General features: G+C 69.9%; 21 protein-coding genes. 8 read left to right on the forward strand and 13 right to left on the reverse strand.

Going from position 1 to position 22798, the window contains the following annotated elements; translation table 11 throughout:
- The first annotated feature begins 6 nt into the window (after positions 1 to 6).
- Together AVAK2825_RS14420 and AVAK2825_RS14425 are read left to right on the forward strand one after the other, a co-directional pair.
- Positions 7 to 858 carry a MinD/ParA family protein gene (locus AVAK2825_RS14420; protein WP_272569360.1) on the forward strand — a complete coding sequence of 284 codons (852 nt, stop codon included), beginning with the start codon at positions 7 to 9 and terminating at the stop codon, positions 856 to 858.
- Between the two features lie 43 nt (positions 859 to 901).
- Positions 902 to 1684, forward strand: a complete 783-nt coding sequence (locus AVAK2825_RS14425) for a sulfurtransferase (protein WP_284399916.1) — start codon at positions 902 to 904, stop codon at positions 1682 to 1684.
- A gap of 56 nt (positions 1685 to 1740) precedes the next feature.
- On the opposite strand, the gene AVAK2825_RS14430 is transcribed toward AVAK2825_RS14425, so the two are convergent.
- The 4 genes from AVAK2825_RS14430 to AVAK2825_RS14445 all read right to left on the reverse strand — a co-directional run bounded on the left by AVAK2825_RS14430 (position 1741) and on the right by AVAK2825_RS14445 (position 4420).
- Positions 1741 to 2625 carry a pirin family protein gene (locus AVAK2825_RS14430; protein WP_284399919.1) on the reverse strand — a complete coding sequence of 295 codons (885 nt, stop codon included), beginning with the start codon at positions 2623 to 2625 and terminating at the stop codon, positions 1741 to 1743.
- Positions 2622 to 3029: an OsmC family protein gene (locus AVAK2825_RS14435; RefSeq protein WP_284399922.1), complete on the reverse strand. Its 408-nt coding sequence runs from the start codon at positions 3027 to 3029 to the stop codon at positions 2622 to 2624. Before AVAK2825_RS14435 ends, AVAK2825_RS14430 begins: the two co-directional genes overlap by 4 nt.
- 50 nt (positions 3030 to 3079) lie before the next feature.
- Positions 3080 to 3634 (reverse strand): flavodoxin family protein, encoded by a 555-nt coding sequence (locus tag AVAK2825_RS14440; protein WP_272569353.1) that lies wholly within the window; start codon positions 3632 to 3634, stop codon positions 3080 to 3082.
- Between the two features lie 84 nt (positions 3635 to 3718).
- Positions 3719 to 4420, reverse strand: coding sequence for a pirin family protein (locus AVAK2825_RS14445; RefSeq protein WP_284399933.1), 702 nt, complete (start codon positions 4418 to 4420; stop codon positions 3719 to 3721).
- A gap of 110 nt (positions 4421 to 4530) precedes the next feature.
- Between AVAK2825_RS14445 and AVAK2825_RS14450 the strand changes: the two genes are divergently transcribed.
- The 5 genes from AVAK2825_RS14450 (at position 4531) to AVAK2825_RS14470 (ending at position 9521) form a co-directional block, all read left to right on the forward strand.
- Entirely contained in the window at positions 4531 to 5469 is a 939-nt protein-coding gene (locus AVAK2825_RS14450; RefSeq protein WP_272569350.1) for a LysR family transcriptional regulator, read from the forward strand.
- Positions 5470 to 5557: 88 nt separating this feature from the next.
- A complete protein-coding gene (locus AVAK2825_RS14455) occupies positions 5558 to 6703 on the forward strand; it encodes an NAD(P)/FAD-dependent oxidoreductase (protein WP_284399937.1) in 1146 nt (381 codons plus the stop codon).
- On the forward strand, positions 6700 to 7683 hold the full coding sequence (gene gluQRS / locus AVAK2825_RS14460) for a tRNA glutamyl-Q(34) synthetase GluQRS (RefSeq protein ID WP_284399939.1): 984 nt from the start codon (positions 6700 to 6702) through the stop codon (positions 7681 to 7683). Before AVAK2825_RS14455 ends, gluQRS begins: the two co-directional genes overlap by 4 nt.
- The gene (trmB, locus tag AVAK2825_RS14465; RefSeq protein WP_284399942.1) at positions 7653 to 8447 is read left to right on the forward strand and encodes a tRNA (guanosine(46)-N7)-methyltransferase TrmB; all 795 of its coding nucleotides are present in this window, start codon (positions 7653 to 7655) and stop codon (positions 8445 to 8447) included. The genes gluQRS and trmB overlap by 31 nt, the downstream gene beginning before the upstream one ends.
- A gap of 27 nt (positions 8448 to 8474) precedes the next feature.
- The gene (locus AVAK2825_RS14470) at positions 8475 to 9521 is read left to right on the forward strand and encodes a GGDEF domain-containing protein (RefSeq protein ID WP_284399944.1); all 1047 of its coding nucleotides are present in this window, start codon (positions 8475 to 8477) and stop codon (positions 9519 to 9521) included.
- Positions 9522 to 9597: 76 nt separating this feature from the next.
- Here AVAK2825_RS14470 and alaS read toward each other — a convergent pair whose 3' ends face one another.
- From alaS to AVAK2825_RS14490, 4 genes are all read right to left on the reverse strand, one after another.
- Positions 9598 to 12225 carry an alanine--tRNA ligase gene (gene alaS / locus AVAK2825_RS14475; protein WP_284399947.1) on the reverse strand — a complete coding sequence of 876 codons (2628 nt, stop codon included), beginning with the start codon at positions 12223 to 12225 and terminating at the stop codon, positions 9598 to 9600.
- Positions 12226 to 12438: 213 nt separating this feature from the next.
- Positions 12439 to 13563 (reverse strand): ROK family protein, encoded by a 1125-nt coding sequence (locus tag AVAK2825_RS14480; RefSeq protein ID WP_284399950.1) that lies wholly within the window; start codon positions 13561 to 13563, stop codon positions 12439 to 12441.
- A gap of 217 nt (positions 13564 to 13780) precedes the next feature.
- Positions 13781 to 14971, reverse strand: a complete 1191-nt coding sequence (locus AVAK2825_RS14485; RefSeq protein WP_284399953.1) for a YeeE/YedE family protein — start codon at positions 14969 to 14971, stop codon at positions 13781 to 13783.
- Between the two features lie 84 nt (positions 14972 to 15055).
- Entirely contained in the window at positions 15056 to 16027 is a 972-nt protein-coding gene (locus tag AVAK2825_RS14490) for a sulfurtransferase (protein ID WP_284399955.1), read from the reverse strand.
- Positions 16028 to 16194: 167 nt separating this feature from the next.
- Here AVAK2825_RS14490 and AVAK2825_RS14495 point away from each other — a divergent pair, with 167 nt between their 5' ends.
- The gene (locus AVAK2825_RS14495; RefSeq protein WP_349817173.1) at positions 16195 to 16608 is read left to right on the forward strand and encodes a c-type cytochrome; all 414 of its coding nucleotides are present in this window, start codon (positions 16195 to 16197) and stop codon (positions 16606 to 16608) included.
- 34 nt (positions 16609 to 16642) lie between these two features.
- On the opposite strand, the gene AVAK2825_RS14500 is transcribed toward AVAK2825_RS14495, so the two are convergent.
- From AVAK2825_RS14500 to AVAK2825_RS14520, 5 genes are all read right to left on the reverse strand, one after another.
- Complete coding sequence (locus tag AVAK2825_RS14500; RefSeq protein ID WP_284399957.1) at positions 16643 to 17575, reverse strand: CysB family HTH-type transcriptional regulator; 933 nt, start codon at positions 17573 to 17575, stop codon at positions 16643 to 16645.
- Between the two features lie 188 nt (positions 17576 to 17763).
- Positions 17764 to 18834: a FecCD family ABC transporter permease gene (locus tag AVAK2825_RS14505; protein ID WP_284399959.1), complete on the reverse strand. Its 1071-nt coding sequence runs from the start codon at positions 18832 to 18834 to the stop codon at positions 17764 to 17766.
- Positions 18831 to 19835 (reverse strand): ABC transporter substrate-binding protein, encoded by a 1005-nt coding sequence (locus AVAK2825_RS14510; protein ID WP_284399961.1) that lies wholly within the window; start codon positions 19833 to 19835, stop codon positions 18831 to 18833. Before AVAK2825_RS14510 ends, AVAK2825_RS14505 begins: the two co-directional genes overlap by 4 nt.
- Positions 19832 to 20608, reverse strand: a complete 777-nt coding sequence (locus tag AVAK2825_RS14515; protein WP_284399963.1) for an ABC transporter ATP-binding protein — start codon at positions 20606 to 20608, stop codon at positions 19832 to 19834. The genes AVAK2825_RS14510 and AVAK2825_RS14515 overlap by 4 nt, the downstream gene beginning before the upstream one ends.
- A 1-nt stretch (position 20609) precedes the next feature.
- Entirely contained in the window at positions 20610 to 22781 is a 2172-nt protein-coding gene (locus AVAK2825_RS14520; protein ID WP_284399966.1) for a TonB-dependent receptor, read from the reverse strand.
- Between the last annotated feature and the right edge of the window lie 17 nt (positions 22782 to 22798).

The following is a 22798-nucleotide window of genomic DNA, read 5'->3' on the forward strand; positions in this document are numbered from 1 at the left end:
CCAGAGATGACCGACGCGCTGTCCCCGCAACCCACCACACCCGCCGGCCCCAACATGCCTGCGCGCACCGCTAGCCCGCCGCCTGGCGCCCGCATCATCGCCATCACGAGCGGCAAGGGCGGCGTGGGCAAGACTTTCGTTTCCGCCAACCTGGCGGCCGCCCTCACCCGTCGCGGCCACCGCGTGCTCGTGCTCGATGCCGACCTGGGCCTGGCCAACCTCGACGTGGTGCTGAACCTGCACCCCAAGGTGACGCTGCACGACGTGTTCACCGGCAAGGCCGACCTGGACGATGCCGTGATCGACGCGCCCGGCGGCTTTTCGGTCGTGCTGGCCGGTTCCGGCATGGTCGAGTACTCGCGCCTCACCCCCGAGGTGCGCAGCGAATTTTTGAACGTGATCCAGACCCTGGCGCCGCGCTTCGACGTGATCCTGCTGGACACCGGCGCGGGCATCTCCGACGTGGTGCTGTTCTCGGTGTCGCTCGCGTCCGAGGTGCTGATCGTCGCCACGCCCGAGCCCACCTCCCTCACCGACGCCTACGCCGCGATCAAGGTGCTGGCCACGCAGCAAAAGCGCCAGCACGTGCGCATGGTGGTCAACCAGGCCGCGCGCCCCGGCGACGGCCGCGCCATCACGAGCCAGCTGCAGCAGGTGCTCGACCGCTTCGTGAGCACCGAATCGGGCCGCTCCATGCGCTTGCTGCACATGGGCGACATCCCGGCCGACACGTCGGTGCGCGATGCCGTCATGCGGCGCCAGCTGCTGCTGATGCAGATGCCCGGCTGCCCAGCGGCGCTGGCCATTGCCCAGCTGGCCAACAAGATCGACACCGCGCTGCTCACCCCCGCCAGTTAGCCGAACGCCGGGGCCACGCCGTTGGCCGTCCGGCCCGCCTGCCATGCCCGAGTCCACCGTGAACGACGTTCTCAATATCTCCTGCTACCTGTTCGTGCCCCTGCCGGACGCGGCCGAGCTGCGCGACCTGCTGCACGCGCGGGCCGAGGCGGCCCACCTCAAGGGCACCATCCTGCTGGCCGAGGAAGGCATCAACCTGTTCCTGGCCGGGCCGGCGACGGCGGTGCGCGGCTTCATCGATGCGTTGAAGGCGGACGCGCGCTTCGAACCCCTGGCCCCCAAGGAAAGCTGGTCGGCCACGCAGCCGTTTCGCAAGATGCTGGTGAAGGTCAAGCGCGAGATCATCCGCATGGACCACCCCACCATCCGCCCGTCGAACGGCCGGGCGCCCGCGGTGGACGCGCCCACCCTGCGCCGCTGGCTGGCGCAGGGGCACGACGACGCGGGCCGGCCGGTGGTGACGCTGGACACGCGCAATGCCTTCGAGGTGGACCAGGGCACGTTCGACAACGCCATCGACTGGCGCATCGACAAGTTCACCGAGTTTCCGCCGGCGCTGCGCGAGCACAAGGCCGAGTTCGCGGGCAAGACGGTGGTGAGCTTTTGCACGGGCGGCATCCGCTGCGAAAAGGCCGCCATCCTGATGCGCGAGGAAGGCATCGACAACGTCTACCAGCTCGAAGGCGGCATCCTCAAGTACTTCGAGGAAACCGACGGAGCGCACTACCACGGCGGCTGCTTCGTGTTCGACGAGCGCCGGGTGCTGGCGAACGACCTGTCGACGCAGCCGGAATCGGCCGCAGAGCCGAACGCTATCAAAATGTGAGCTGCCGGAGCATGATTTCCTAGGGCATCGGGCTGTTTTGGCCCGATGTTTCCAGTTCAGGGCTTGAAGCGCCGCTCCGGCAGCGGAATCCATTCGGTCTCGCCGGGCACGTGGCCCATGCGCTGGGCGTCCCAGTCGTCGGCGGCCTGCACGATGCGGTCCTTGCGGCTCGACACGAAATTCCACCAGATGTGGCGCGGGGCATCCAGCGCGTCGCCGCCGATCACCATCAGCCGCACCGCCCGGTCCGGCGCGCGGAGCGCGGCGCCGGCGCCCGTCTCCAGCACAGCCAGCGTGTGGGCCGCGAACGGCTCGCCGTCGAGCAGCAGGTCGCCGTCCACCGCATAGATCGCCATTTCCTGCGCCAGGGGCGGCAGGGTCAGCGCACCGCCGGCGGCCAATTGCACGTCGAGGTACAGCGTGGGCGACAGCGTCGCCACGGGCGAGGTATGGCCGAACGCCTGGCCGATCAGCACGCGCACCGTGGCGCCTTCGTGCGACAGCTCGGGAATGTCGGCGGCCGGCGTGTGCACGAAGCTGGGTGCGTCGTCCTCGCTGGCCATCGGCAGCGCCGCCCACAGCTGTATGCCATGGTTCACATAGCTGCGGTCGCGCAGCGCATCGGGCCGCCGCTCGGAGTGCACGATGCCGCGCCCCGCGGTCATCCAGTTGATGGCACCGGGTTCGATCTGCTGCAGCGAGCCCAGGCTGTCCCGGTGCACGATGGCACCGTCGAACAGGTAGGTGACGGTGGCCAGGCCGATGTGCGGGTGGGGCCGCACGTCGTATTCGGACGCCGGCTCCACGGTCACCGGCCCGAAATGGTCGAAGAAGACGAAGGGCCCAACGGAGCGGCGCTGCAGCGATGGCAGGAGCCGGCGCACGGTGAATCCGCCGCCCAGGTCCTTGTCGTGCCCCTTCAGGATGGCCGGCCCGCTCATGGCATGCGCTCCACGGCGGTGGTGATCTCGGTGGTGACGCTGGTCATCAGCTTGTGCACCGGGCACTTGGCGGCCACGGCCTCCAGCTCCGCGATCTGGGCGTCGGTGAGATCGCCGCTCACCTGCAGGCGGGCAGCCAGGCGGTAGGTGCCGCTGCGCTCGGCCGAGGCGTCGCGGTCGATCACCGTGTGCACATCGTCCACCGCCATGCCCTTGCGGCGCGCGTACCACAGCACGGTGAGCGCCTTGCATGCGCCGAGCGCGGCGTCGTACAGGTCGTGCGGATTGGGGCCGGTGTCATCGCCGTCCTCGGCCACGGTGCCGTCCACGACAAGGCGATGCCCGCGAACCGTCAGGGTCTGCGCCAGCGGTGCGCCGGCAATGCGCCGCAATTCGAGGGTCATGGGAAGGTTCCGGTGAGGGGAGGGATCGAGGGGATGGGCCGGCCAATCTATCAGCCGTGCAGGCGGCGCGCAATCTCCGCCACGCGTGCGCCGTACGACCGGCCCGTGTCCAGGTCGCCCTGGAGCATCTCCTGCACGCTGGCGTCGGAGGGCGACTGGGCCAGCACGCCGACCGAGCCGCCCAGGTTGTTCAGGTCGTTGCGGGTGGCGGCCTTGGAGTTGCTGGGCAGCAAGCCCAGGCTCACCCAGATGCCGCCGTGCTGCGACGCCAGGGTGTGCAGGTAAGCCAGCGTGCCCTGCTTGTCGCCGTTCAGGCTGGCGCTGTTGGTGAAGCCGCCGAACACCTTGTCCTGCCAGCTGCGGCCGAACCAGGCCTTGGAGGAGGCATCGGCGAATTTCTTGAACTGCCAGCTCGGGCCGCCCATGTACGTGGGCGTACCGAACAGGATGCCATCGGCCGCCTGCAGGGTGTCCCAGCCGCCTTCGGGCAGGTTGCCATCGGCATCGATGGCAACGAGCTGCGCGTTCGCGCCTTCGGCCACGGCCTGGGCCAGGCGCTGCGTGTGGCCATAGCCGGAATGAAAGACCACTGCGATTTTTGCCATGATGAAGAACTCCTCGAACGGGTGGTTGGATGAAGAAAAAAGAGAGGGGACAGGGAGAGAAAGAAAACGAAAGTCGGCCGATTCTCAGGCCGCCAGGTCGAACACCAGCACTTCCGCCTGCGTGCCCTGCCCGAAGGCCAGCAGGGGCTCGTGCTCGGCGAAGGCCGCATCGCCGGCCGCCAGGGCAAGCCCGTTGACCTGCAGCGCCCCGCGCACCAGTTGCACGTAGCCCTTGCGGCCGGGTGGCAGCGCCAGCGTGGCGGCCTCCGACCCATCGAACAGGCCGGCGTACAGGCGGGCATTCGCATGGACGGTGAGCGAGCCGCACGCGCCATCGGGCGAGGCCAGCAGTCGGAGCACGCCGCGCTTGTCCGCATCGGCGAAGGTCTTTTGCTCGTATTCCGGGGCGATGCCGCGGGCATCCGGCTCCAGCCAGATCTGCAGGAAATGGGTGGAGCGCCCGGGGGCATGGTTGAACTCGCTGTGCGTCACCCCGGTGCCGGCGCTCATGCGCTGCACGTCGCCCTGGGGAATGCCCCGCACGTTGCCCAGGCTGTCCTTGTGCGCCAGTTCGCCGCACAGCACGTAGCTCAGGATTTCCATGTCGCGGTGGCCGTGGGTGCCGAAGCCGGTGCCCGGCGCGATGCGGTCTTCGTTGACGACGCGCAGGCTGCCATAGCCCATGTAGCGGGGGTCGTAGTAGCCGGCGAACGAAAAGCTGTGGTACGACTGCAGCCAGCCATGGTCGGCATGGCCCCGGTCTTGGGATTTTCGGACGGTCAGCATGGGCGGCGGGTGTTCATTCGGTGCAGCGACTTTAGAAGCACGGTGCGGCTTGCAAGCCCAAGCGGATTGAAGGCATCATTCAAAATCTTTGAAGCCCAGCCGCACCCACCATGCAAAATGCCCGCGATGCCCTGACCCCCGACAGCCTGGCGATGCTGCAGGTCATTGCCGACACCGGCAGCTTCGCCGCGGCGGCGCGGCGGCTGGGACTGGTGCCCAGCGCCCTCACCTACCGCGTGCGCCAGATCGAGGACGCGCTCGACGTGCTGCTGTTCGACCGCAGCGCGCGGCAGGCGCGCCCGACGGAGGCCGGCACCGAACTGCTGCGCGAAGGCGCGCGCCTGCTCGAAGAAGTGGACGCGGTGGCGCACCGCGTTCGCCGCGTCGCCACGGGCTGGGAGCCGCAGCTGACCATCAGCGTGGACGGCATCATCTCGCCCACCACCCTGCTGGAGCTGACCGAGGCGTTCTACGCCATGGAGCCACCCACGCGGCTCAAGCTGCGCACCGGCATCCTGTCGGGCACGCTGGAGATGCTGACCTCGGGCCGGGCCGACCTGGCCATCGGCGTGGCGGTCAACGCCTCCACCGTCTCCGGCCTGCAGCAGGAGACGATGGGAGAGGTGGAGTTTCTCTACGCCATCGCGCCCCACCACCCACTGGCCGCTGCACAGGAGCCCATCACCGACACCGTGCTGCGCATGCACCGCGCCGTGGCCGTGGCCGATTCCGCGCAGCGCGGCAGCGTCACCATGGGCCTGCTCGGGGGGCAGGATGTCTTCACCGTGGACAGCATGCAGGCCAAGCTGCAGGCGCAGCTGCGCGGGCTGGGCGGCGGGTTCATCCCAGAGCCCATGGCCCGCCCCTACCTGGAGGCGGGGCGCCTCGTGACACGCCGGGTGGCCCGCGCACGGCGCAATGTGCAGTTGCACTACGCCTGGGGCGGGCCCGGCCACAGCGCGCCGGGCCGGGCGCTGCAGTGGTGGCTGTCCCAACTGCAAAGCCCCGCCACGCGCAAGGCACTGCTCGAAAACCATCATCATTTCTAGCGCACGAAGCCACGCGGCCAAGGGCCGCGCGTGTAGAGTGGGCCTTGTTTCACTGCTCCTGAACTTCGCTTCCGAAAGGCCCGGCCCCATGCCCCCAGCACCTGCCCAACGATCCAAGCAACGGCTGCGACGCAGCCCCTCCACGGAGACCCCGGCCCCATCCCCCGAGCCTTCGGCACCGGCCCGCCGCTTCGCCGTCATCGGTGCCGGCATGGCGGGCATCGTGTGCGCCCGCACGCTGGTCCAGGCAGGCCATGAGGTCACGGTGTTCGAGAAGGCCCCCCATGCCGGCGGACGCACCACCACGCTGGACACGGCCTTCGGCAGCTTCGATGCCGGCGCACAGTATTTCACCGTGCGCGACTCGCGCTTCGAACGGGCCCTGGAAACCGTGCCCGGCCTGTGCCGGCCCTGGAGCGCCAACACCGTGCGCGTGCTCGATGCGGCAGGCCGCGTGGCCGCCGCGGCGCCACCGCCGGGCGAGCCCCACTGGGTCGCCAGCCCTGGCATGCAATCGCTGGTGGATGCCTGGTCGCGGCCGCTGTCGCAGGCCGGCCGCCTGCTCACCAGCTGCCGCGTGACCCGCATCGAACGCGACCCCATGGACGGCAAGCGCTGGCAACTGCGCACCGAGTCGCCCGATGGCGCGGCGCAGGTGCATGCGGGGTTCGACGTGGTGCTGCTCGCGCAGCCCTCCGTGCCGGCGCTGGCGCTGCTGCAGGCCTCCGGCACCGCGTCGGGCACGACCGTCGCGCCATCGCTGCACGCACCGCTGGCCCAGGTCACCATCGCCCCCTGCTGGACCCTCATGCTGGCGTTTCCCCAGGCGGTGCGGCCGGGCCTGACCACGCTGGGGCCGCAGTGGAACGCGGCGCGCAGCACCCACCACCGCATCGCCTGGCTGGCGCGCGAGTCCTCCAAGCCCGGGCGCGGCCCGGTGGAGCGCTGGACCGTGCAGGCCAGCCCCGCGTGGTCGCGGGAGCACCTGGAGGACGGCGAAGCCCGGGTGCAGGCCAAGCTCACCAAAGCGTTCTCCGAGGTGACCGGCATCCGCGCCGAGCCCGCGCACGCCGAGGTCTGCCGCTGGCGCTATGCGCAAACGCTCGCGCCGCTGGGCCGCTCGCACCTGTGGGATGCCAAGGCCGGCATCGGCCTGTGCGGCGACTGGTGCCTGGGCCATCGCCTGGAAGATGCGTTCGTCTCGGGACTGGAACTCGCCCTCGCGGTGGCATGACGCTGGGCGCCCTCTCCCGCTACATCGGCCGTTTCGCGCCGTCGCCCACGGGCCCGCTGCATGCGGGCTCGCTGGTGGCGGCGCTGGCCAGTTGGCTGGACGCGCGTTCGGCGCACGGGGGGCGCGGCGGGCAATGGCTGGTGCGCATCGAAGACGTCGACACCCCGCGCTGCGCGCCTGGGGCCGACGCCATCATCCTGTCCCAGCTGGCCGATTGCGGCCTGCTGCCGGATGGCCCGGTGATGCGGCAATCGGAGCGTGGCCTGCCGTACCAGCAAGCGCTGGACCGCCTGCTCGCCCAGGGCCAGGCCTACCCCTGCGCCTGTTCGCGCAGCGACATCGAGCAGGCCCAGGCGCGGCTCGGCCATGTGCGCCAACCCCATGTGGAGCTGCCCTACCCCGGCACCTGCCGTGGGGGGCTGCAGGGTCGGCCGGCGCGGTCCTGGCGGTTCCGCTCATCGGAAATTCAGAAAAAATTACCTGCCCGTCCAGGGCCGTGCGAGCGCGATGCCGGGCCTTCGGTCTCGCGCGACGGCGTGGTCTGGGAAGACCGCCGGCTGGGCGTGCAATCGCAGGACGTGGCGAGCGCGGTGGGCGATTTCGTACTGCGCCGCGCCGATGGGCTGTGGGCCTACCAGCTCGCCGTGGTGGTGGACGATGCCGACCAGGGCGTCACCCACGTGGTGCGGGGTGAAGACCTCGCCGACAACACGCCGAGACAGATCCTGCTGCAGCACGCCCTCGGCCTGGCCACGCCGCGCTACCTGCACACGCCGCTGGTGTATGCGCCCGACGGCGCCAAGCTCTCCAAACAGCACGGCGCGCCGCCGGTGGACACGCGCGAACCCGTCAAGGCGCTGGCCGCCGCCGCGCACCAGCTCGGCCTGCCGCCGCTGGTGCGGCCAAACGACACCCCGGTCGGCCATGCGCTGGAGCTCTGGGCGCGGGCATGGTCCGGAATCTACAATCGCTCACCGTGACAGAAACGCAATTGCCCCTGGCCGATGCCGGCCCGACGAATCCCCCCGAGCAGCGCCCTGCGCGCGCGGGCGGCGGTGCCCCCGCCGACGTCCCCTATCCCAAGACCATCAAGAGCTATGTGCGCCGCGCAGGCCGCACCACCACCGGCCAGGCCAACGCCTTCGAAGAGCTGGGCCCTCGCTTCGTGCTGGACTACGCCCCCCAACCCATCGACGCCCCCGCCGTGTTCGGCCGCGCCGCCCCGCTGGTGCTGGAGATCGGGTTCGGCATGGGCGAAGCCACCGCGCACATCGCCGGCGTGCGCCCGCAGGACAACTTCCTGTGCTGCGAGGTGCACGAGCCCGGCGTGGGCGCGCTGCTCAAACGCATCGGCGAGCAGGGCCTGACCAACATCCGCATCCTGCAGCACGACGCGGTCGAGGTGATCGACCACATGGTGCCGCCCGGCACGCTGGATGGGGTGCACATCTTCTTTCCCGATCCGTGGCACAAGAAAAAGCACAACAAGCGCCGCCTGATCCAGCCGCCGCTGGTGGCCAAGCTGGCGGCCCGGCTTAAGCCGGGCGGCTACCTGCATTGCGCGACGGACTGGCAGCCGTACGCCGAACAGATGCTGGAGGTGCTGTCGGCCGAGCCCCAATTGGCCAATACCGCTGACGGCTACGCGCCGCAGCCCGACTACCGCCCCCTCACCAAGTTCGAAAACCGTGGCCTGCGCCTGGGGCACGGCGTATGGGACGTGGTGTTCGTGCGCCGAAGTTGACCGCATGACTGCAGAATCGACGCATCCATGAAGCCCATTCTCGACAACCTGGTCGAAATGACCGGCCACCGCGACCATCTTCGGCTGGAGGTGTCGGTGCTCTCCACGCTGCAGAAGCTGCCCGCGATCAAGGCAGTGCGTGCGCTCGAAATCTTCAAGGACGATGGCATTCCATACGTGCGGCCGCGCACCTGGTGCGATCAGGGCCAGATGGTGTCGACCAACTCCGAAGCCGCGGCCGATTCCCGCCGCGAGCCCCTCACCCAATACGCCGCGCTGCACGAATGCATCTTGCAGAAGGAGCGGCGCGCGCTGCATTCGCTGCGCAAGGGCGAGCACACGCTGTGGATGCCGGTGTGGATGCACGACGAGGTGCACGCCTGTATCGAAGTGACGCAGTCGCGGCCGTTCTCGGTGCACAAGCTGGACGTGATCCAGAGCGTCTTCTACGTCTACCAGAACTACCAGAGCCTGCTGGACTACAGCGAGCGCGATGCGCTCACGGGGCTGTTCAACCGCAAGACCTTCGACGAGCAGTTCGCGCGCCGCGCGGGCGTGTCCGGCAGCGTGCGCATCGCGGCCGACGAGATGCTAGCGGACGGAGACGGTGCCGACGCGAGCGAGCCGCTGCAGCAGTGGCTTGCAGTGGTGGACATCGACCATTTCAAGCAGGTCAACGACCGCTTCGGCCACCTGTATGGCGATGAGGTGCTGATCCTGATCGCCAACATCCTGCGCTCGTCCTTCCGCAGCCACGACCGCATCTTCCGCTTCGGGGGCGAGGAGTTCGTGGTGCTGCTGCGCTCGACCACGCTGTCGACCGCGCACAAGGTGTTCAACCGCTTCCGCCTGGCGGTGCAGGAGTACAACTTTCCGCAGGTGGGCCGCGTCACGGTCAGCCTGGGCTTCGTGTGCACCGACCGCGGCGCGCCGGTCGAAATTCTGGGCCAGGCCGACCAGGCCCTCTACTTCGCCAAGGAAAACGGCCGCAACCGGGTGTGCTACTACGACGAACTGATCGACCAGGGCCACCTGCACACCAAGGTGTCCAACGACGACGTCGAACTGTTCTGACCGGCCGGCCCTGCGGCTGGCCAAACAACAAAGGCCCGCGATGCGGGCCTTTGTTTTTGCGGCGCCTTGAAGAAAATCAGAGGCGTTCGCCCACCCAGCCGTGCACGGATGCCAGCGCCGCGGGCAATGCGGACGCATCGGTGCCACCGGCCATGGCCATGTCGGGCTTGCCGCCGCCCTTGCCGCCGACCTGTTGGGCCACGAAGTTGACCAGCTCGCCGGCCTTGACCTTGCCCACGCTGTCGGCAGTCACGCCGGCCGCCAACTGCACCTTGTCGCCGTCGACGGCCGCCAGCACGATCACGGCGGACTTGAGTTTGTCCTTGAGCTTGTCCATGGTGTCGCGCAGGGTCTTGGCATCCGCGCCGGGCAGCTGGGCCGCCAGAAGCTTCACGCCCTTGATGTCCACCGCCTGGGCGAGCATCTCGTCGCCCTGCGCCGAAGCGAGCTTGCCCTTGAGTGCGGCCACTTCGCGCTCCAGCCCCTTCACCTGGTCCAGCGTCTGGCCGATGCGGCCGTTCAGCTCGGCCACCGGTGCCTTCAGCACGCTGGCCGCACGGGTCACGGTGTCTTCGAGCTGCTGCAGGTAGGCCAGCGCGTTGCTGCCGGTGACGGCTTCGATCCGCCGCACGCCCGCCGCCACGCCGCCTTCGGCCACGACCTTGAACAGCCCGATGTCGCCGGTGCGCGCCACGTGCGTACCGCCGCACAGTTCGCGGCTGGTACCGATGTCCAGCACCCGCACGCTTTCGCCGTACTTCTCGCCGAACAGCATCATGGCGCCGGTCTTCTGGGCCGACTCGATGTCCATCACGCGGGCGCCGGTGGCGGTGTTGGCCAGGATTTCCTCGTTCACGCGGCGCTCGATCTCGCGGATCTGCGCATCGGTCACCGGGGCATTGTGGGCAAAGTCGAAGCGCGTGCGCTCGGCGTTCACCAGCGAACCCTTTTGCTGCACATGGCTGCCCAGCACTTCGCGCAGGGCCTTGTGCATCAAATGGGTGACGGAGTGGTTGCGCATGGTGGCGGCACGCAGCGCCGTGTCCACTTCAGCCGTCACGGTGTCGCCCACGCTCAGGGTGCCGGCTTCCAGGCTACCGTGGTGACCGAACACATCGGCCTTGATCTTGAGCGTGTCGGCCACCGCGAAGCAGGCCGAGCCGCTGGTGATGACGCCCTGGTCGCCCACCTGACCACCGCTTTCGGCATAGAACGGCGTGGTGTCGAGCACCACGACGCCCTCCTGCCCCGAGCGCAGCGCGGCCACGCCGACGCCGTCCACATAGATGGCAGTGATCTTGGCGGTCTTCTCGGCCAGTTGCTCGTAGCCGGTGAAGCGGTTGACGTCGCCGGTGTACTCCAGCGCCTTGTCCATCTTGAACTTGCCGGCCGCACGGGCCTGGGCCTTTTGCTTGTTCATGGCTTCGGCGAAACCGGCCTCGTCCACGGTCACGCCGCGCTCGCGGCACACGTCGGCCGACAGGTCGAGCGGAAAGCCGTAGGTGTCGTGCAGCTTGAAGGCCACGTCGCCGGGCAGCACCTTAGCGCCGCCCGCCAGGGCGGCGTCCAGGATCTCCATGCCGTTGGCCAGTGTCTCGAAGAAGCGTTCCTCTTCGGTCTTGAGCACGTCGGTGATGCGCTGCTCCTGCTCGCGCAGCTTGGGGTAGGCGTCGCCCATCTGCTGCGCCAGGTCCTTGACGAGCTTGTGGAAGAACGGCGTCTTCTGACCCAGCTTGTAGCCATGGCGAATGGCGCGGCGCACGATGCGGCGCTCGACATAGCCGCGGCCTTCGTTGCTCGGCAGCACGCCGTCCACGATGAGGAACGAGGTCGCGCGGATGTGGTCGGCGATCACCTTGAGCGACGGGTTGGACAGATCGGCCGTGCGCGTCTCGCGGCCCGCGGCCTTGATGAGCGCATCGAACAGATCGATCTGGTAGTTGCTGTGCACGTGCTGCAGGATGGCGGCCAGGCGCTCCAGGCCCATGCCCGTGTCCACGCAGGGCGCGGGCAGCGGCTTGACGGAGCCGTCCTCGGCCATGTCGAACTGCATGAACACGTTGTTCCAGATCTCGATGAAGCGGTCGCCGTCCTCGTCCGGGCTGCCGGGCGGGCCGCCGGGGATCTCGGGGCCGTGGTCGTAGAAGATTTCGCTGCAGGGGCCGCAAGGGCCCGTGTCGGCCATCATCCAGAAGTTGTCGGACTTGTAGCGGCCGCCCTTGTTGTCACCGATGCGGATCACGCGCTCGGGCGGCAGGCCGATTTCCTTCGTCCAGATGTCGTAGGCCTCGTCGTCCTCTTCGTAGACGGTGGCGAGCAGGCGTTCGGCCGGCAGCTGATAGACCTCGGTGAGCAGCTCCCAGGCCCACTTCAGCGATTCGCGCTTGAAGTAGTCGCCGAAGCTCCAGTTGCCCAGCATTTCGAAGAACGTGTGGTGGCGGGCCGTGTAGCCCACGTTCTCCAGGTCGTTGTGCTTGCCGCCCGCGCGCAGGCAGGCCTGGACGGAGGTGGCGCGCTGGTAGGGACGCTTGTCGGTGCCCAGGAACACATCCTTGAACTGCACCATGCCCGAGTTCGTGAACATCAGCGTCGGGTCGTTGCCCGGCACGAGCGGGCTCGACGGAACGATGGTGTGGCCCTTCGACGCGAAGAAGTCGAGGAAAGTCTTGCGGATGTCTGCGACGCTGGAAGTGGGCTGGCTCATCTTGGAATCTGGTGGGGTGCCGAGGTGCCTCAACGCATGTGAGGCCCATGAAGGCCCGGCGAGGGCTGGGGACGTCGATTATAGGTTTCGGGGCATGCCGGAGCGCGGCCCGCCCTATTGGGCAACGCGGCGCCCGTCCAAGGCGCCGGAGATCGGCCCCGCCATGCCCCGCGGGCCTTCCGCGCCCGGCCCGGCCAGGCGCGGGCCTGCGGCTCAGCCGTCCGCGCGGTTCGTGTAGCTGGCGTTGCCCAGGCCCGTGCCCACGGTGAGCACGGCCCAGTGCTTCACGTCGGTGGTGAAGGGCAGCTCCGACAGGCCCTGCACCACCGCATCGTTGTGCAGGCAGACCTGCGTGCGGCCCTGGCCGATGTAGGGCAGGCGCTCGCACAGGTCGCGCGGCAGGTGAAAGCGGATGCTCTCCCAGTTGCCCGGCAGGTTCTGCGTGCCGCCCGCCAGCGACCCGTCTTCGCAGACCAGCCCCGGGCAGGCCACGCCGACGTAGGGCGCGAGGCGGATGTTTTCCTTATCCGCATGGGCCACGAGGTCTTCCAGCATCTCCGCGATGCCTTCGACCAGTTCGTCGCGCTTGGGGGCGTCGTCGGCATGGCCCCACTTCTCGCGGATCAGCACCTCGGCCTTGGACATGTCGGGCGCGCTGTGCAGGTGGGTCTGCACGATGCCGCAGCGCACGTTGGTGCCGCCGATGTCCACGGCCAGGATGGCGTCGTAGCTCTGCAGCAACGCCGGCGGCGCCAGGTGCACCCAGCCGATCAGGCCACCCTCGTCCGCGTGGTGGTGCAGGGTGCGCAGCTCGACGGAGGTTTTTTCCTTTTTGAGAATTTCGGCGGCGCGGGCGATGGCCCTTTCGCCCACTTCGCTCTGGTGAAAGCCCCCGCCGATGATCACGCGCTTCACGCCGCGCCAAGTCTTGTGCTTGAGAAAGCACTGCACCACATGGGACAGCTGCAGCGCGTAGTCCTCCGAGGCGGCCTCGATGGCGCGGGCGGCGGTGCCGTCCTTTTCGAGCAGCTCGTCCAGGCGTTGCTTGCTGATCTCGCGCGTGGGCTTGCTGCCCAGCGGGTCCTTGCCGGCCATGTCGGTGTAGAGCGTGCGCCAGGCATCGAGCATTTCGCGGAAGGCGGTGCGGCTGGCGTTGTCGCCCACGAACCCGTCGCCGTCGCGCAGTTCCAGGCTGTAGCCGTCGATGGTGACCGACGCCAGGCGCAGGTCGCCGTGCGGTCCCAGCACGCACAGATCGCGCTGCGCCTTGACTTCCTTCTCGCTCATGGCCGGATCGGCGGATTTGTCTTTTTCTTTCTCTTTGTCTTTGGATGCCATGCGTTCCCTGAATCGGATGCGGGCCCGCGGCGCGGGCGACCCGCCGATGGTGGCTCGACCAGGTACTGCCCCTCCGTCAGCCAAGACGCCCTTTGTCGTCGGACGGCGCCGCGAGGCGAAACCGGTCTCCACACGCCACGAAGTCGTGATTTGCTATTAATTCAGTAGCAGCACAGGCATGGAATCCGCCGGCATCGGGGCCAAAACACTTCAAGCATCAGCGGGCGGCCCGGCGCGCCCGCCAGGCCTGCGCCCTCACCCCGCCCCAGACCGCCAGGAACACCGCGGCCCCGAACACCCAGCCCGACAGCGCGCCGGCCATGCCCCCCGACAGCAGGGTACCGACGGTGCACCCCAGCCCGGTCATCGCGCCCCAACCCAGCAGCACGCCGCCAACCAGGCCCCGCACGGCGTCGCGCCCGGTGGGCCAGCGCGGCGCGAACTGGCCGCTGGCCAGCGCCGCGATGAAGGCGCCCGCGACCAGCCCGCCGATCAGCACCGCATTGGGCGTGAGCCAAGTCGCCTGCAGGGCCGTGGCGCATCCTGCCAGGCTGTCCAGGCCGTCGAGCCGGTCGGGGATCCACCCCTGCCCCTGCGCCAGCGAGCGGGCCGCGCTGCCCAGCGTCGCCGTGACACCCAGCGGGCGCATGCGCACGATCACGAAGGCACCGATGATCCCCACCGCCAACCCGCCCGCCCAGTACGGCCAGCGGCCCACCCACAATCGCCGCCATGCCTCGCGCAGGCCTGGCACGCCCGGGGGCGCGGCGGCGGCCCCGGGCGCCTCGCGGGCGAATCCGCGCCACAGCCAGGCCGCGATGGCCGCCAGCACGCCCAGCTGCAGCGCCAGCGCGCCGCCGTAGCCCAGGTGCGCCGGCAGCCACACGACCGGTGCGTCGGCCACGCTGGCGCTGTACAGCGGGTTCCAGGTGCGAAACCCCAGGATGAACCCGCCGGCCGAACCGATCAGTGCAAAAGGCGCGACGGGCGAGCCCTCCGCCAGCCGATACCAGTGCGCGCTGATGCACGAGCCCGACACCACCATGCCGGCGCCGAACGCCAGGCCCGCGGCCACCAGGGCCATGCTCACCGGGCCGATGTGCATGTCCGCCGGCAATTGCCCAGCCGTGGGCACCGGCACCCAGCTGCCCAGCACGACGGTGTAGCCCACCGTGCCCACGGCCAGCGCCAGCACCAGGGCCAGCAGGCCGCGCGGGTTGCCGTCGGCGAACCAGTCGCGGGCATGGCAATAAAAGCAAAAGCGCGACCGCTGCAGCACCACGCCCAGCACGGCGCCCACCGCCAATGAGAAAGCCAGCGTGCGCCCGCCCGGCTGGGCCTGCAGCGCCAAGGCGGCAACCCCCACCGCGGCCAGCAGTCCCCATGAAAACAGTCCCGCAACGCGCATGGCCAAAACCTCCGGACAAAAAAAAGCCCGCACGCGGCGGGCTTGAAAAGAGACCCCCTACTGACAAACTGTTTTGGCCCGGCGTTACTTGGCGGCCCAGAGGGTGCCGGCCGGGTTGGTGATGGGCACGCCCACGGCGTTGCCGTATTCGGTCCACGAACCGTCGTAGTTGCGCACCTCGTAGCCCAGGATCTTGCTCAGCGCGAACCAGGTGTGGCTGGAGCGCTCGCCGATGCGGCAGTACGTGATGATCGGCTTGCTGCCGTCGATGCCCGCGGCGGCGTAAAGCTTCTTCAATTCTTCGGCCGATTTGAACGTGCCGTCTTCGCGCACCGCCTGGCCCCATGGCACATTGGCCGCGCCGGGAATGTGCCCCGCGCGGACCGACAGCTCGGGCACGCCGGCCGGGGCGAAGACCTTGCCGGTGTATTCGTCCGCCGAGCGGATGTCCACCAGCCGGGCATCGCTGCGCCCTTCGGCCACCGCCAGCGCGTCGGACAGCCGGGCCCGCAGCTGGGTGTTGACGTTGGCGACGCGGTAGGTGGTGGTCACGGGTTCGGGCACCCGGTTGTTCAGCGGCCGGTTCTCGGCCTCCCATTTCTTGCGGCCACCGTCCAGCAGCTTCACGTCCTTGACGCCGTAGATGTCGAACACCCAGGCGCCCCAGGCAGCGAACCAGTTGCTGGTGTCGCCGTAGAGCACCACCATGGTGTCCGGTGCCACGCCGGCCTTGGACAGCAGCGCCTCGAATGCCTCCTTGCCCACGATGTCGCGGCGCACCTTGTCGTTCAGGTCGGAATGCCAGGAGAAGTTGACCGCGCCGGGCACGTGGCTGCGCTCGTACAGGCCGGGGTTCACGCTGACCTCGATCACGCGAACCTTGGCGTTGTCCAGGTTCTGCGCGAGCCAGTCGGTGGTGACCAGCGGGCCCTGCGGCACGGGCGTGGCGGCGAAGGCCGTGCCGCACAGTGCGATGGCCGCGCCCAATGCCAAGGCATACAGGCCGTCGCGCCATGTCGGGAGGTGGCGTTGAAATCGCAGTGCTGCAGTCGTCATCCCTCGTCCTTTCGCTGGAGTGCCCACTGCGCCGTGCGGTGGGCTTGAAGCGAATCTATCGGGGCCGACGCGCTGGCCCAAGCGACAAGAACGCGTTTGGATATGCGCAAAACGGCAGGCCGGACAGAGAAGGAAGTGCGTGGGCGCGCACCGCTATGCTCGATGGCATGACCCACGCCCGTTTCCGCACCGCCATGGCCCCACGCACCCTGCCCCGTTCCGCAGGCGCGGCCACCGGGCCGCGGCGGGGCTGGCGCGGGGCCGTGGCGGTGCTGGCGGGCCTCTGGCTGGCGAGCGCTGCCGTCACCGGCGAGGCCGCCGAGGATCGGCACCTGGGCCAGGAGCATGGCTGCATGGCCTGCCACGGCATGGTCCGCAAGCAGGTGGGGCCGGGGTTCGCGCAGATCGCCGAGCGCTACCGCAACGACCCGCAGGCGCCGGCCCGGCTGGCCGGCAAGATCCGCAACGGCAGCGTCGGCACCTGGGGCCGCGTGATCATGCCGCGCCAGGCCCGCATCACCGAGCCCGAGGCGCGGGCCCTCGCGCTGTGGGTGTTGTCGCAGCCTGCCCCGCCGCCTTGAGCGCTGGCTGCTGGCTGGCCCGCTCTTGCCCGGCTCAGGCCGCGGGCGTCTTCATGGCGGCTTCCACCGCCTCGCGCGTGAGGGTGGGCACGAAGCTCTCGATGAAGCGGTAGGCATAGCCGCGCATCCAGCTGCCGCGCCGCAGGCCCAGGCGGGTCAGGTTGACCTCGAAGAGGTGGCGCGCGTCCAGCATGCGCAGGTGGCGGTCGCGGTCGGGGTCCACGGCGATGGAGGCGACGATGCCCACGCCCATGCCCAGTTCCACGTAGGTCTTGATCACATCGGCATCCATGGCGGTCAGCACCACGTCGGGCGTCAGGCCCTCGCGCGAGAAGGCCTCGTCGATGTGCGCGCGGCCGGTGTAGCCCAGTTCGTAGGTGATGATCGGAAAGCGCGCCAGCTGCTGCAGCGTGACGGGCTCGGCCTGGTCCAGCAGCGCATGCCCCGGCGGCACCACGATGCTGTGCGACCACCGGTAGCACGGCAGCGTGACCAGGCTGTCGTAACCGGCCAGCGCCTCGGTCGCCACGCCGATATCGGCCTCGCCGGACAGCAGCATCTCGGCCACCTGGCGGGGCGAGCCCTGGTGCAGGTGCAGCGACACGTGGGGGTACAGCGCCCGGAAGTCGCGCACCACCTGGGGCAAGGCGTAGCGCGCCTGGGAGTGCGTGGCCGCCACGGACAGGCGCCCTTCCTGCGCGGCGCTGAAGTCCAGGCCGGCGCGCTTGAGGTTCTCGGCCTCCAGCAGCAGCCGCTCGACGATGGGCAGCAGCGTGGCGCCGGGCGGCGTGAGGCCGGTGAGGCGCTTGCCCGCGCGGGCGAAGATTTCGAGGCCCAGCTCTTCCTCCAGCTCGCGGATCTGGCGGCTCACGCCGGGTTGCGAGGTGTAGAGCATGGCGGCCACCTCGGTCAGGTTGAAGCCGCAGCGCACGGCCTCCCGCACGGAGCGCAGTTGCTGAAAGTTCATGCGCCGCCCCTTGCGGGCCAGGCGTCAGCCGATCGTGGAAGGCCTGGGGAAATGTCGGTTGCCACGGAGAGCGGTCGGATCACGGAGAACACCTTTCAGGGAAGCTGCCGCGATCTTAGGAGTCGGCCCTTCAAACCAGAAAGAATATATTTCCATGACTTAGGATCAAAAACATCTGATGATCCATGTCAGTCCGCCACCCGACGTCGCAGCAGCGCCATCACGAACAGGGCCCCGATGCCCGCCGTGACGATGCCCACCGGCAACTCCTGCGAGCCCAGCAGCGTGCGTGCTACCAGATCGCTCGCCAGCAGCAAGCCCGCCCCAAGCACCCCGGCCAACGGCAGGAACGCGGCATGCAGGGGCCCCGACAGCCGCCGCGCCAGATGCGGCACCATCAGGCCGACGAAGCCGATCACCCCGGCCAGCGCCACGCAGCAGGCCGTCGCCACTGCGGCCACCACGAAGGCCTGCGTGCGCAGCCGCTCGGGCGCGATGCCCAGGCTGTGGGCCGTGTCGTCGCCGGCCAGCAGCGCATCCAGCGCGCGGTGGCGGCGCCAGACGAACACCATGGGCACGGCCAGCCCCAGGCATGCCAGCCACAGGTTGTCCCACCGCGCCAGCCCCAGGCCGCCGAGCGACCAGAAGACCACGGCATGCGCCGCGCGCTGGTCGCCTGCAAAGACCAGCCCGTGCGTCAGCGCGCCGAATAAAAACGACACCGCCAACCCGGCCAGCACGGTCTGCGCGGGCCCCTGCCCGCCGGCGCGCCGCACCAGCAGCAGCACGGCGCCCGCCGCCACCGCGGCCCCGGCGAACGTGGCGGCCGGCAAGGTCCAGGCGCCCAGCCATTCGCCGGTCAACGTGATGACGGCCACGGCGCCCGTGGAAGCCCCCGAGGACAGGCCGAACAGAAACGGATCGGCCAGGTCGTTGCGCGTGGTGCTTTGCAACAGGCCGCCCACCAGGGCCAGCGTGGCGCCCACCAGCAGCGCCAGCACCACGCGCGGCAGGCGCAGGTCGCGCACGATGGCCTGCGCCATGTCACCCGCGGGCGCGCCAAACGCCCCGGCCCAGGGTCCCGCCAGTGCCACGGCCGCCTCGCGCCACGACACGGGCGCACTGCCCGCGGTGAGCGACGCCATGACCAGCAGCACCAGGGCCAGCGCGATCCCCACTGGGGCCGCGCGGCGCAGCGCGATCCGCAGAGGCACCGCGCTGCGCCGCGCGGTGCGGGCATCCGCCCCCGGCGGCGTCATGGTGCCTGCCTCAGGGCGCGGGCCAGCTTTTCGATGGCGTCGATGTTGGCGGGCCCGGGCGTCAACTCGGCATAGCGCAGCGTGACGAAGCGGCGCTGGCGCACGGCGTCGGTCAGCCGCATGGCCGGGTGGGCCTGCAGAAGGCTCTGAAGGTGTTCCGGGCCCTGGCCGTTCTGGTAATCCAGCAGCACGATGACCTGCGGGTTGCTGGCTGCGACCGTCTCCCAGGCGCTGGTGCCCCAGCTCATGGGGACATCGCCCAGCACGTTGCGCCCGCCCGCGGCCTCGATCAAAGCCGTGGGCATGGCGGCGCGGCCCGCGGTGAAGGGCTTGTCCTCGCCCGAGTCGTAGACGAACACGCGTGGCGGCTGCGGCAGCGGCGACCGGGTCGCGGCCCGGACCCGCTCGCGCCATTGCGCGATGAGCCGCCCGGCCTCGGCACGGCGGCCGAAAACGGTGCCCAGGCGCAGCAGGTCGCCGTACAGCAGGTCCATCGTGGCGCGCGGTTTGTCGCCAAGCGTGTGCGCGCAGCTTTCGGTCAGGATCAGCGTCTGGATGCCGTGCGGCGCCAGGGTGGCCGGGGTCACCTCGCCCCCGGGCTGCATGCCGTAGTACCAGCCGGCGAAGAACAGGTCGGGCTTGGCGGCCAGCAGCGTTTCCAGGGTGGGGTACTTGGGGGCCAGCTCCGGAATGGCCCCCAGGCTGCGTAGGAACGCCGCATCGGTCTTGTACCAGCCGGTGATGCCCGTCACGCCCACCATGGACGACTGCAGCCCGAGCGCCATTGCCATCTCCACCATGTTCAGGTCGTGCACGACCATGCGCTGGGGCGGCGCGGCGATGCGCAGCGTGTCGCCGCAGTTGGGCACGGTGACGGGGAACCCCGGCACCGCGCCCGCACCCTGCGCCAGCGCGAGGCCCGCGCCGCACAGCACGCCGGCCACCGCCACCGCCACCACCAGCGATCGGCCGGCCGTCCACCGCCGCAGCGCGCGCTTCATGCCGCCACCTTTCGTTCGAACGACCACAGCGTGCCGCCATGGCGCGGGTGCCGCGTGTGAACCAGTTCCATGCCGAACACGGCGGCCACGCGGTCGGCGCTCAGCGCCTCATCGGGCGGGCCGTCGGCCACCAGGGTGCCGCGGTCCAGCATCCACACCCGGTCGGCGAACGAAGGCACCAGGCCCAGCTCGTGCAGCGCGGCCACCACGGTGATGCCGAGCCCGCGCACGAGGGCGAGCAGGTCGGCACGTGCCGCGAGGTCGAGGTGGTTGGTGGGCTCGTCCAGCAGCAGCAGCGCGGGCTGCTGCGCCAGGGCGCGGGCCAGGTGCACGCGCTGGCGCTCGCCGCCCGACAGGGTGGACAGCGCCCGGTGCGCCAGGGAGTCGACCGCGCAAGTGTGCAGGGCCTCGTCCACCGCCCGTGCGTGTTCCGCGCGGCCGGCATGGTGCTGGTGGGGCAGCCGCCCGAGGGCGACGTAGTCATGCACGCGGAACGCGAGGTCGGCGGTTTCGGTCTGCCCCAGCACGGCGATGTGCCGCGCACGCTCGGGCGCCGGCCAGGCGGCCAGGTCGTGCCCGAGCACGCTCACCCGGCCCTCGGTGGGCACGGCCCGCGCGCCCAGCAGCCTCAAAAGCGTGCTCTTGCCCGCGCCGTTGGGGCCGACCAGGGCCACGCATTCGCCGCGGGCCGCGCTGGCGTTCACACCGTGCAGCAGCGGGCGCCCCTGCGGGGTGCGAAAGCCCAGGCCCTCGGCCCGCAGCAGCGCCTGCATGTCACAGCGTCCAGCGCAGGGCCAGCTCGAAGCTGCGCGGGGCGCCCAGCAGGATCTGGTCCGGGTAGAACGGATCGGCCCAGGCCGCGTACACGCGGTTGGTCAGGTTGCGCCCGCGCAGGGTCAGCTGCACGCCGCGGGCCACGTCCACTGCCACGGCAGCGTCGAGCGCGGTGTAGGCCGCCAGCCGCACGGTGTTCGCATCGCTGTGGAACCGCTCGCCCACATGCCGCAGCGAGGCCGACACCTGCACCGGCACACCGGCCACGAAGCGGTAGCCCACGCCGGCATTGGCCACCACGCGCGGGGCGTTGGGCGGCGTGTTGCCCGAGAGCGAGCCGCCACCGGCCAGTGCATAGTCCTGGTAGCGCGCGCGGTTCAGCGCCAGGTTGGACCACAGGCTCCAGTGCACATCGGGCCGCAGCGCCACCGAGGCCTCGGCGCCCCGCGACTGCAGGGCCCCTGCCACGGCCAGCGACTGCCCGCCCTGCGCGGCATAGACGTTGCGGCGCTCGGTGTCGTACACCGCGAACGTCCATTCGCCGCGGTCCTGCCAGAACGACTGCTTGATCCCGGCCTCCACATTGCGCGTGCGGGTCAGGTCCAGCGGCTGCGTGCCGCGCAGCAGGAACAGGTTGTTGGCCGCCACGTCGGCGCCCGTGGCGTACTGGCCATAGACGGTGGTACCGGCGGCTGGGGCCCAGGTCAGGCCGACGCGCCCCGTGGTCGGGTGCCAGGCCTTGTCGAACGGAAAGCCGGCGCGCGGCGCACCGGCGGCATCGGTGGAGGTGCGCGACAGCTCGATGGATTCGTGTCGCAGTCCGCCGAGCAGCATCCAGCCCGGCGCAACCGAGAACCGGTCTTCCAGCGCGAGCACCGTGTTGCGCACGCCGCTCGTCTGCCATTGCCGGGTGAGCGGGCCGTAGGTGCCGCGATCGGGGTTCACCAGGCTCACGCTGTCACCCGGAAAATTGGCCGCGCCGGGGCGGGTCAGGTCGAGGTCGCTGTATTCGAGCGCCGCCACCCAGCGGTTGTCGCGGCCGGCGATCTGGCCGTCCCACTGCAGCTCGGTCTTCTGGCCCACCGAGGTCTGGTCCTGGGCCACGTAGAAGCGCTCGCGGTCCACCAGGCCGGTGCCGGCGTTGAACGCGGCGATCTCGTTGTTGAACCAGGTGCGCGTGGCCGTATAGCGGTAGATCTGCGTGCGCAGCGTGAAGGCGTTGTCGATGCGCCAGTCCATGCCGGTGCGCAGCCAGGTCTCGCGCGCGTCGTTGCGGTTGTCCAGCACGTTGTAATTGGTGCGCAGCGTGCGCCGGTCGATCGCGACCGGGCCGAGCGCGCTGCCGTTGAAGCCCGACGTGTAGGTACCGGACACCACGCCGCCCTCGGGCTCGATGCCGGGCGCGGCGGCTGAAACCAGCGGCGTGCCCCAGTAGCTGCTGCCCCGGTCGCGCTTGGCCTCGGCCGCCACGAAGAACTTGAGGCCGGGGCGCACATGCCAGTCCAGCCCGCCCGACAGGTGGCGGTTGTGCTGTTGGGTGCCTTGCACGGGGCCGTCGCTGTCCGAGCCGCTCAGGTCGATGCGGTAATCCAGGTCCTTCCAGGCGGTGGTGCCACCCGAGCCCAGGCGGACGCGGCGCTCGCCGAACGAGCCGGCCGCCGTCTCGACCTCGGTCTGGACCGGGCCGCGGTGCGGCGCGCGGGTGACGAAATTCACCGCCCCGCCCGAGGCGCCCTCGCCCGACATCAGCGAGGCCGCGCCTTTCAGGAATTCGATGCGCTCCAGGTTGGCGGTGTCCATGACGCGCGAGGTCATGTTGGGCGGACCGATCTTGATGCCGTTGTAGAGCGTGTTGATCTGGCTGTTGGCAAAGCCGCGCATCGAAAACGCACTGGGCTCGGCCGGAAAGTCCCCAGCCGTCACGCCCACGGCGGCCTGGGCCGCTTCGGTGAGGGTGCGCAACCCGCGTTCGCCCAGCACTTGGCGCGAGACCACGTCGATGGACGCAGGCGTTTCGCGCACCGACAGGCCCAGGCGGGACGCGCCCTCGGCCGGCTGGTCCAGCGCGCCCGGCATGGCTTGCTCCTTCACGACCACCGTGGGCAGCGCGGCGGTGCTGCCGCCCTCCTGGGCCATGGCGCCGGGCGCGGACAGCGCCAGCAAGGGGGTCAACCAGAGGGAAGCTGTCG

This window comes from Acidovorax sp. SUPP2825, from assembly GCF_030158995.1.
GTDB lineage: Bacteria > Pseudomonadota > Gammaproteobacteria > Burkholderiales > Burkholderiaceae_C > Paracidovorax.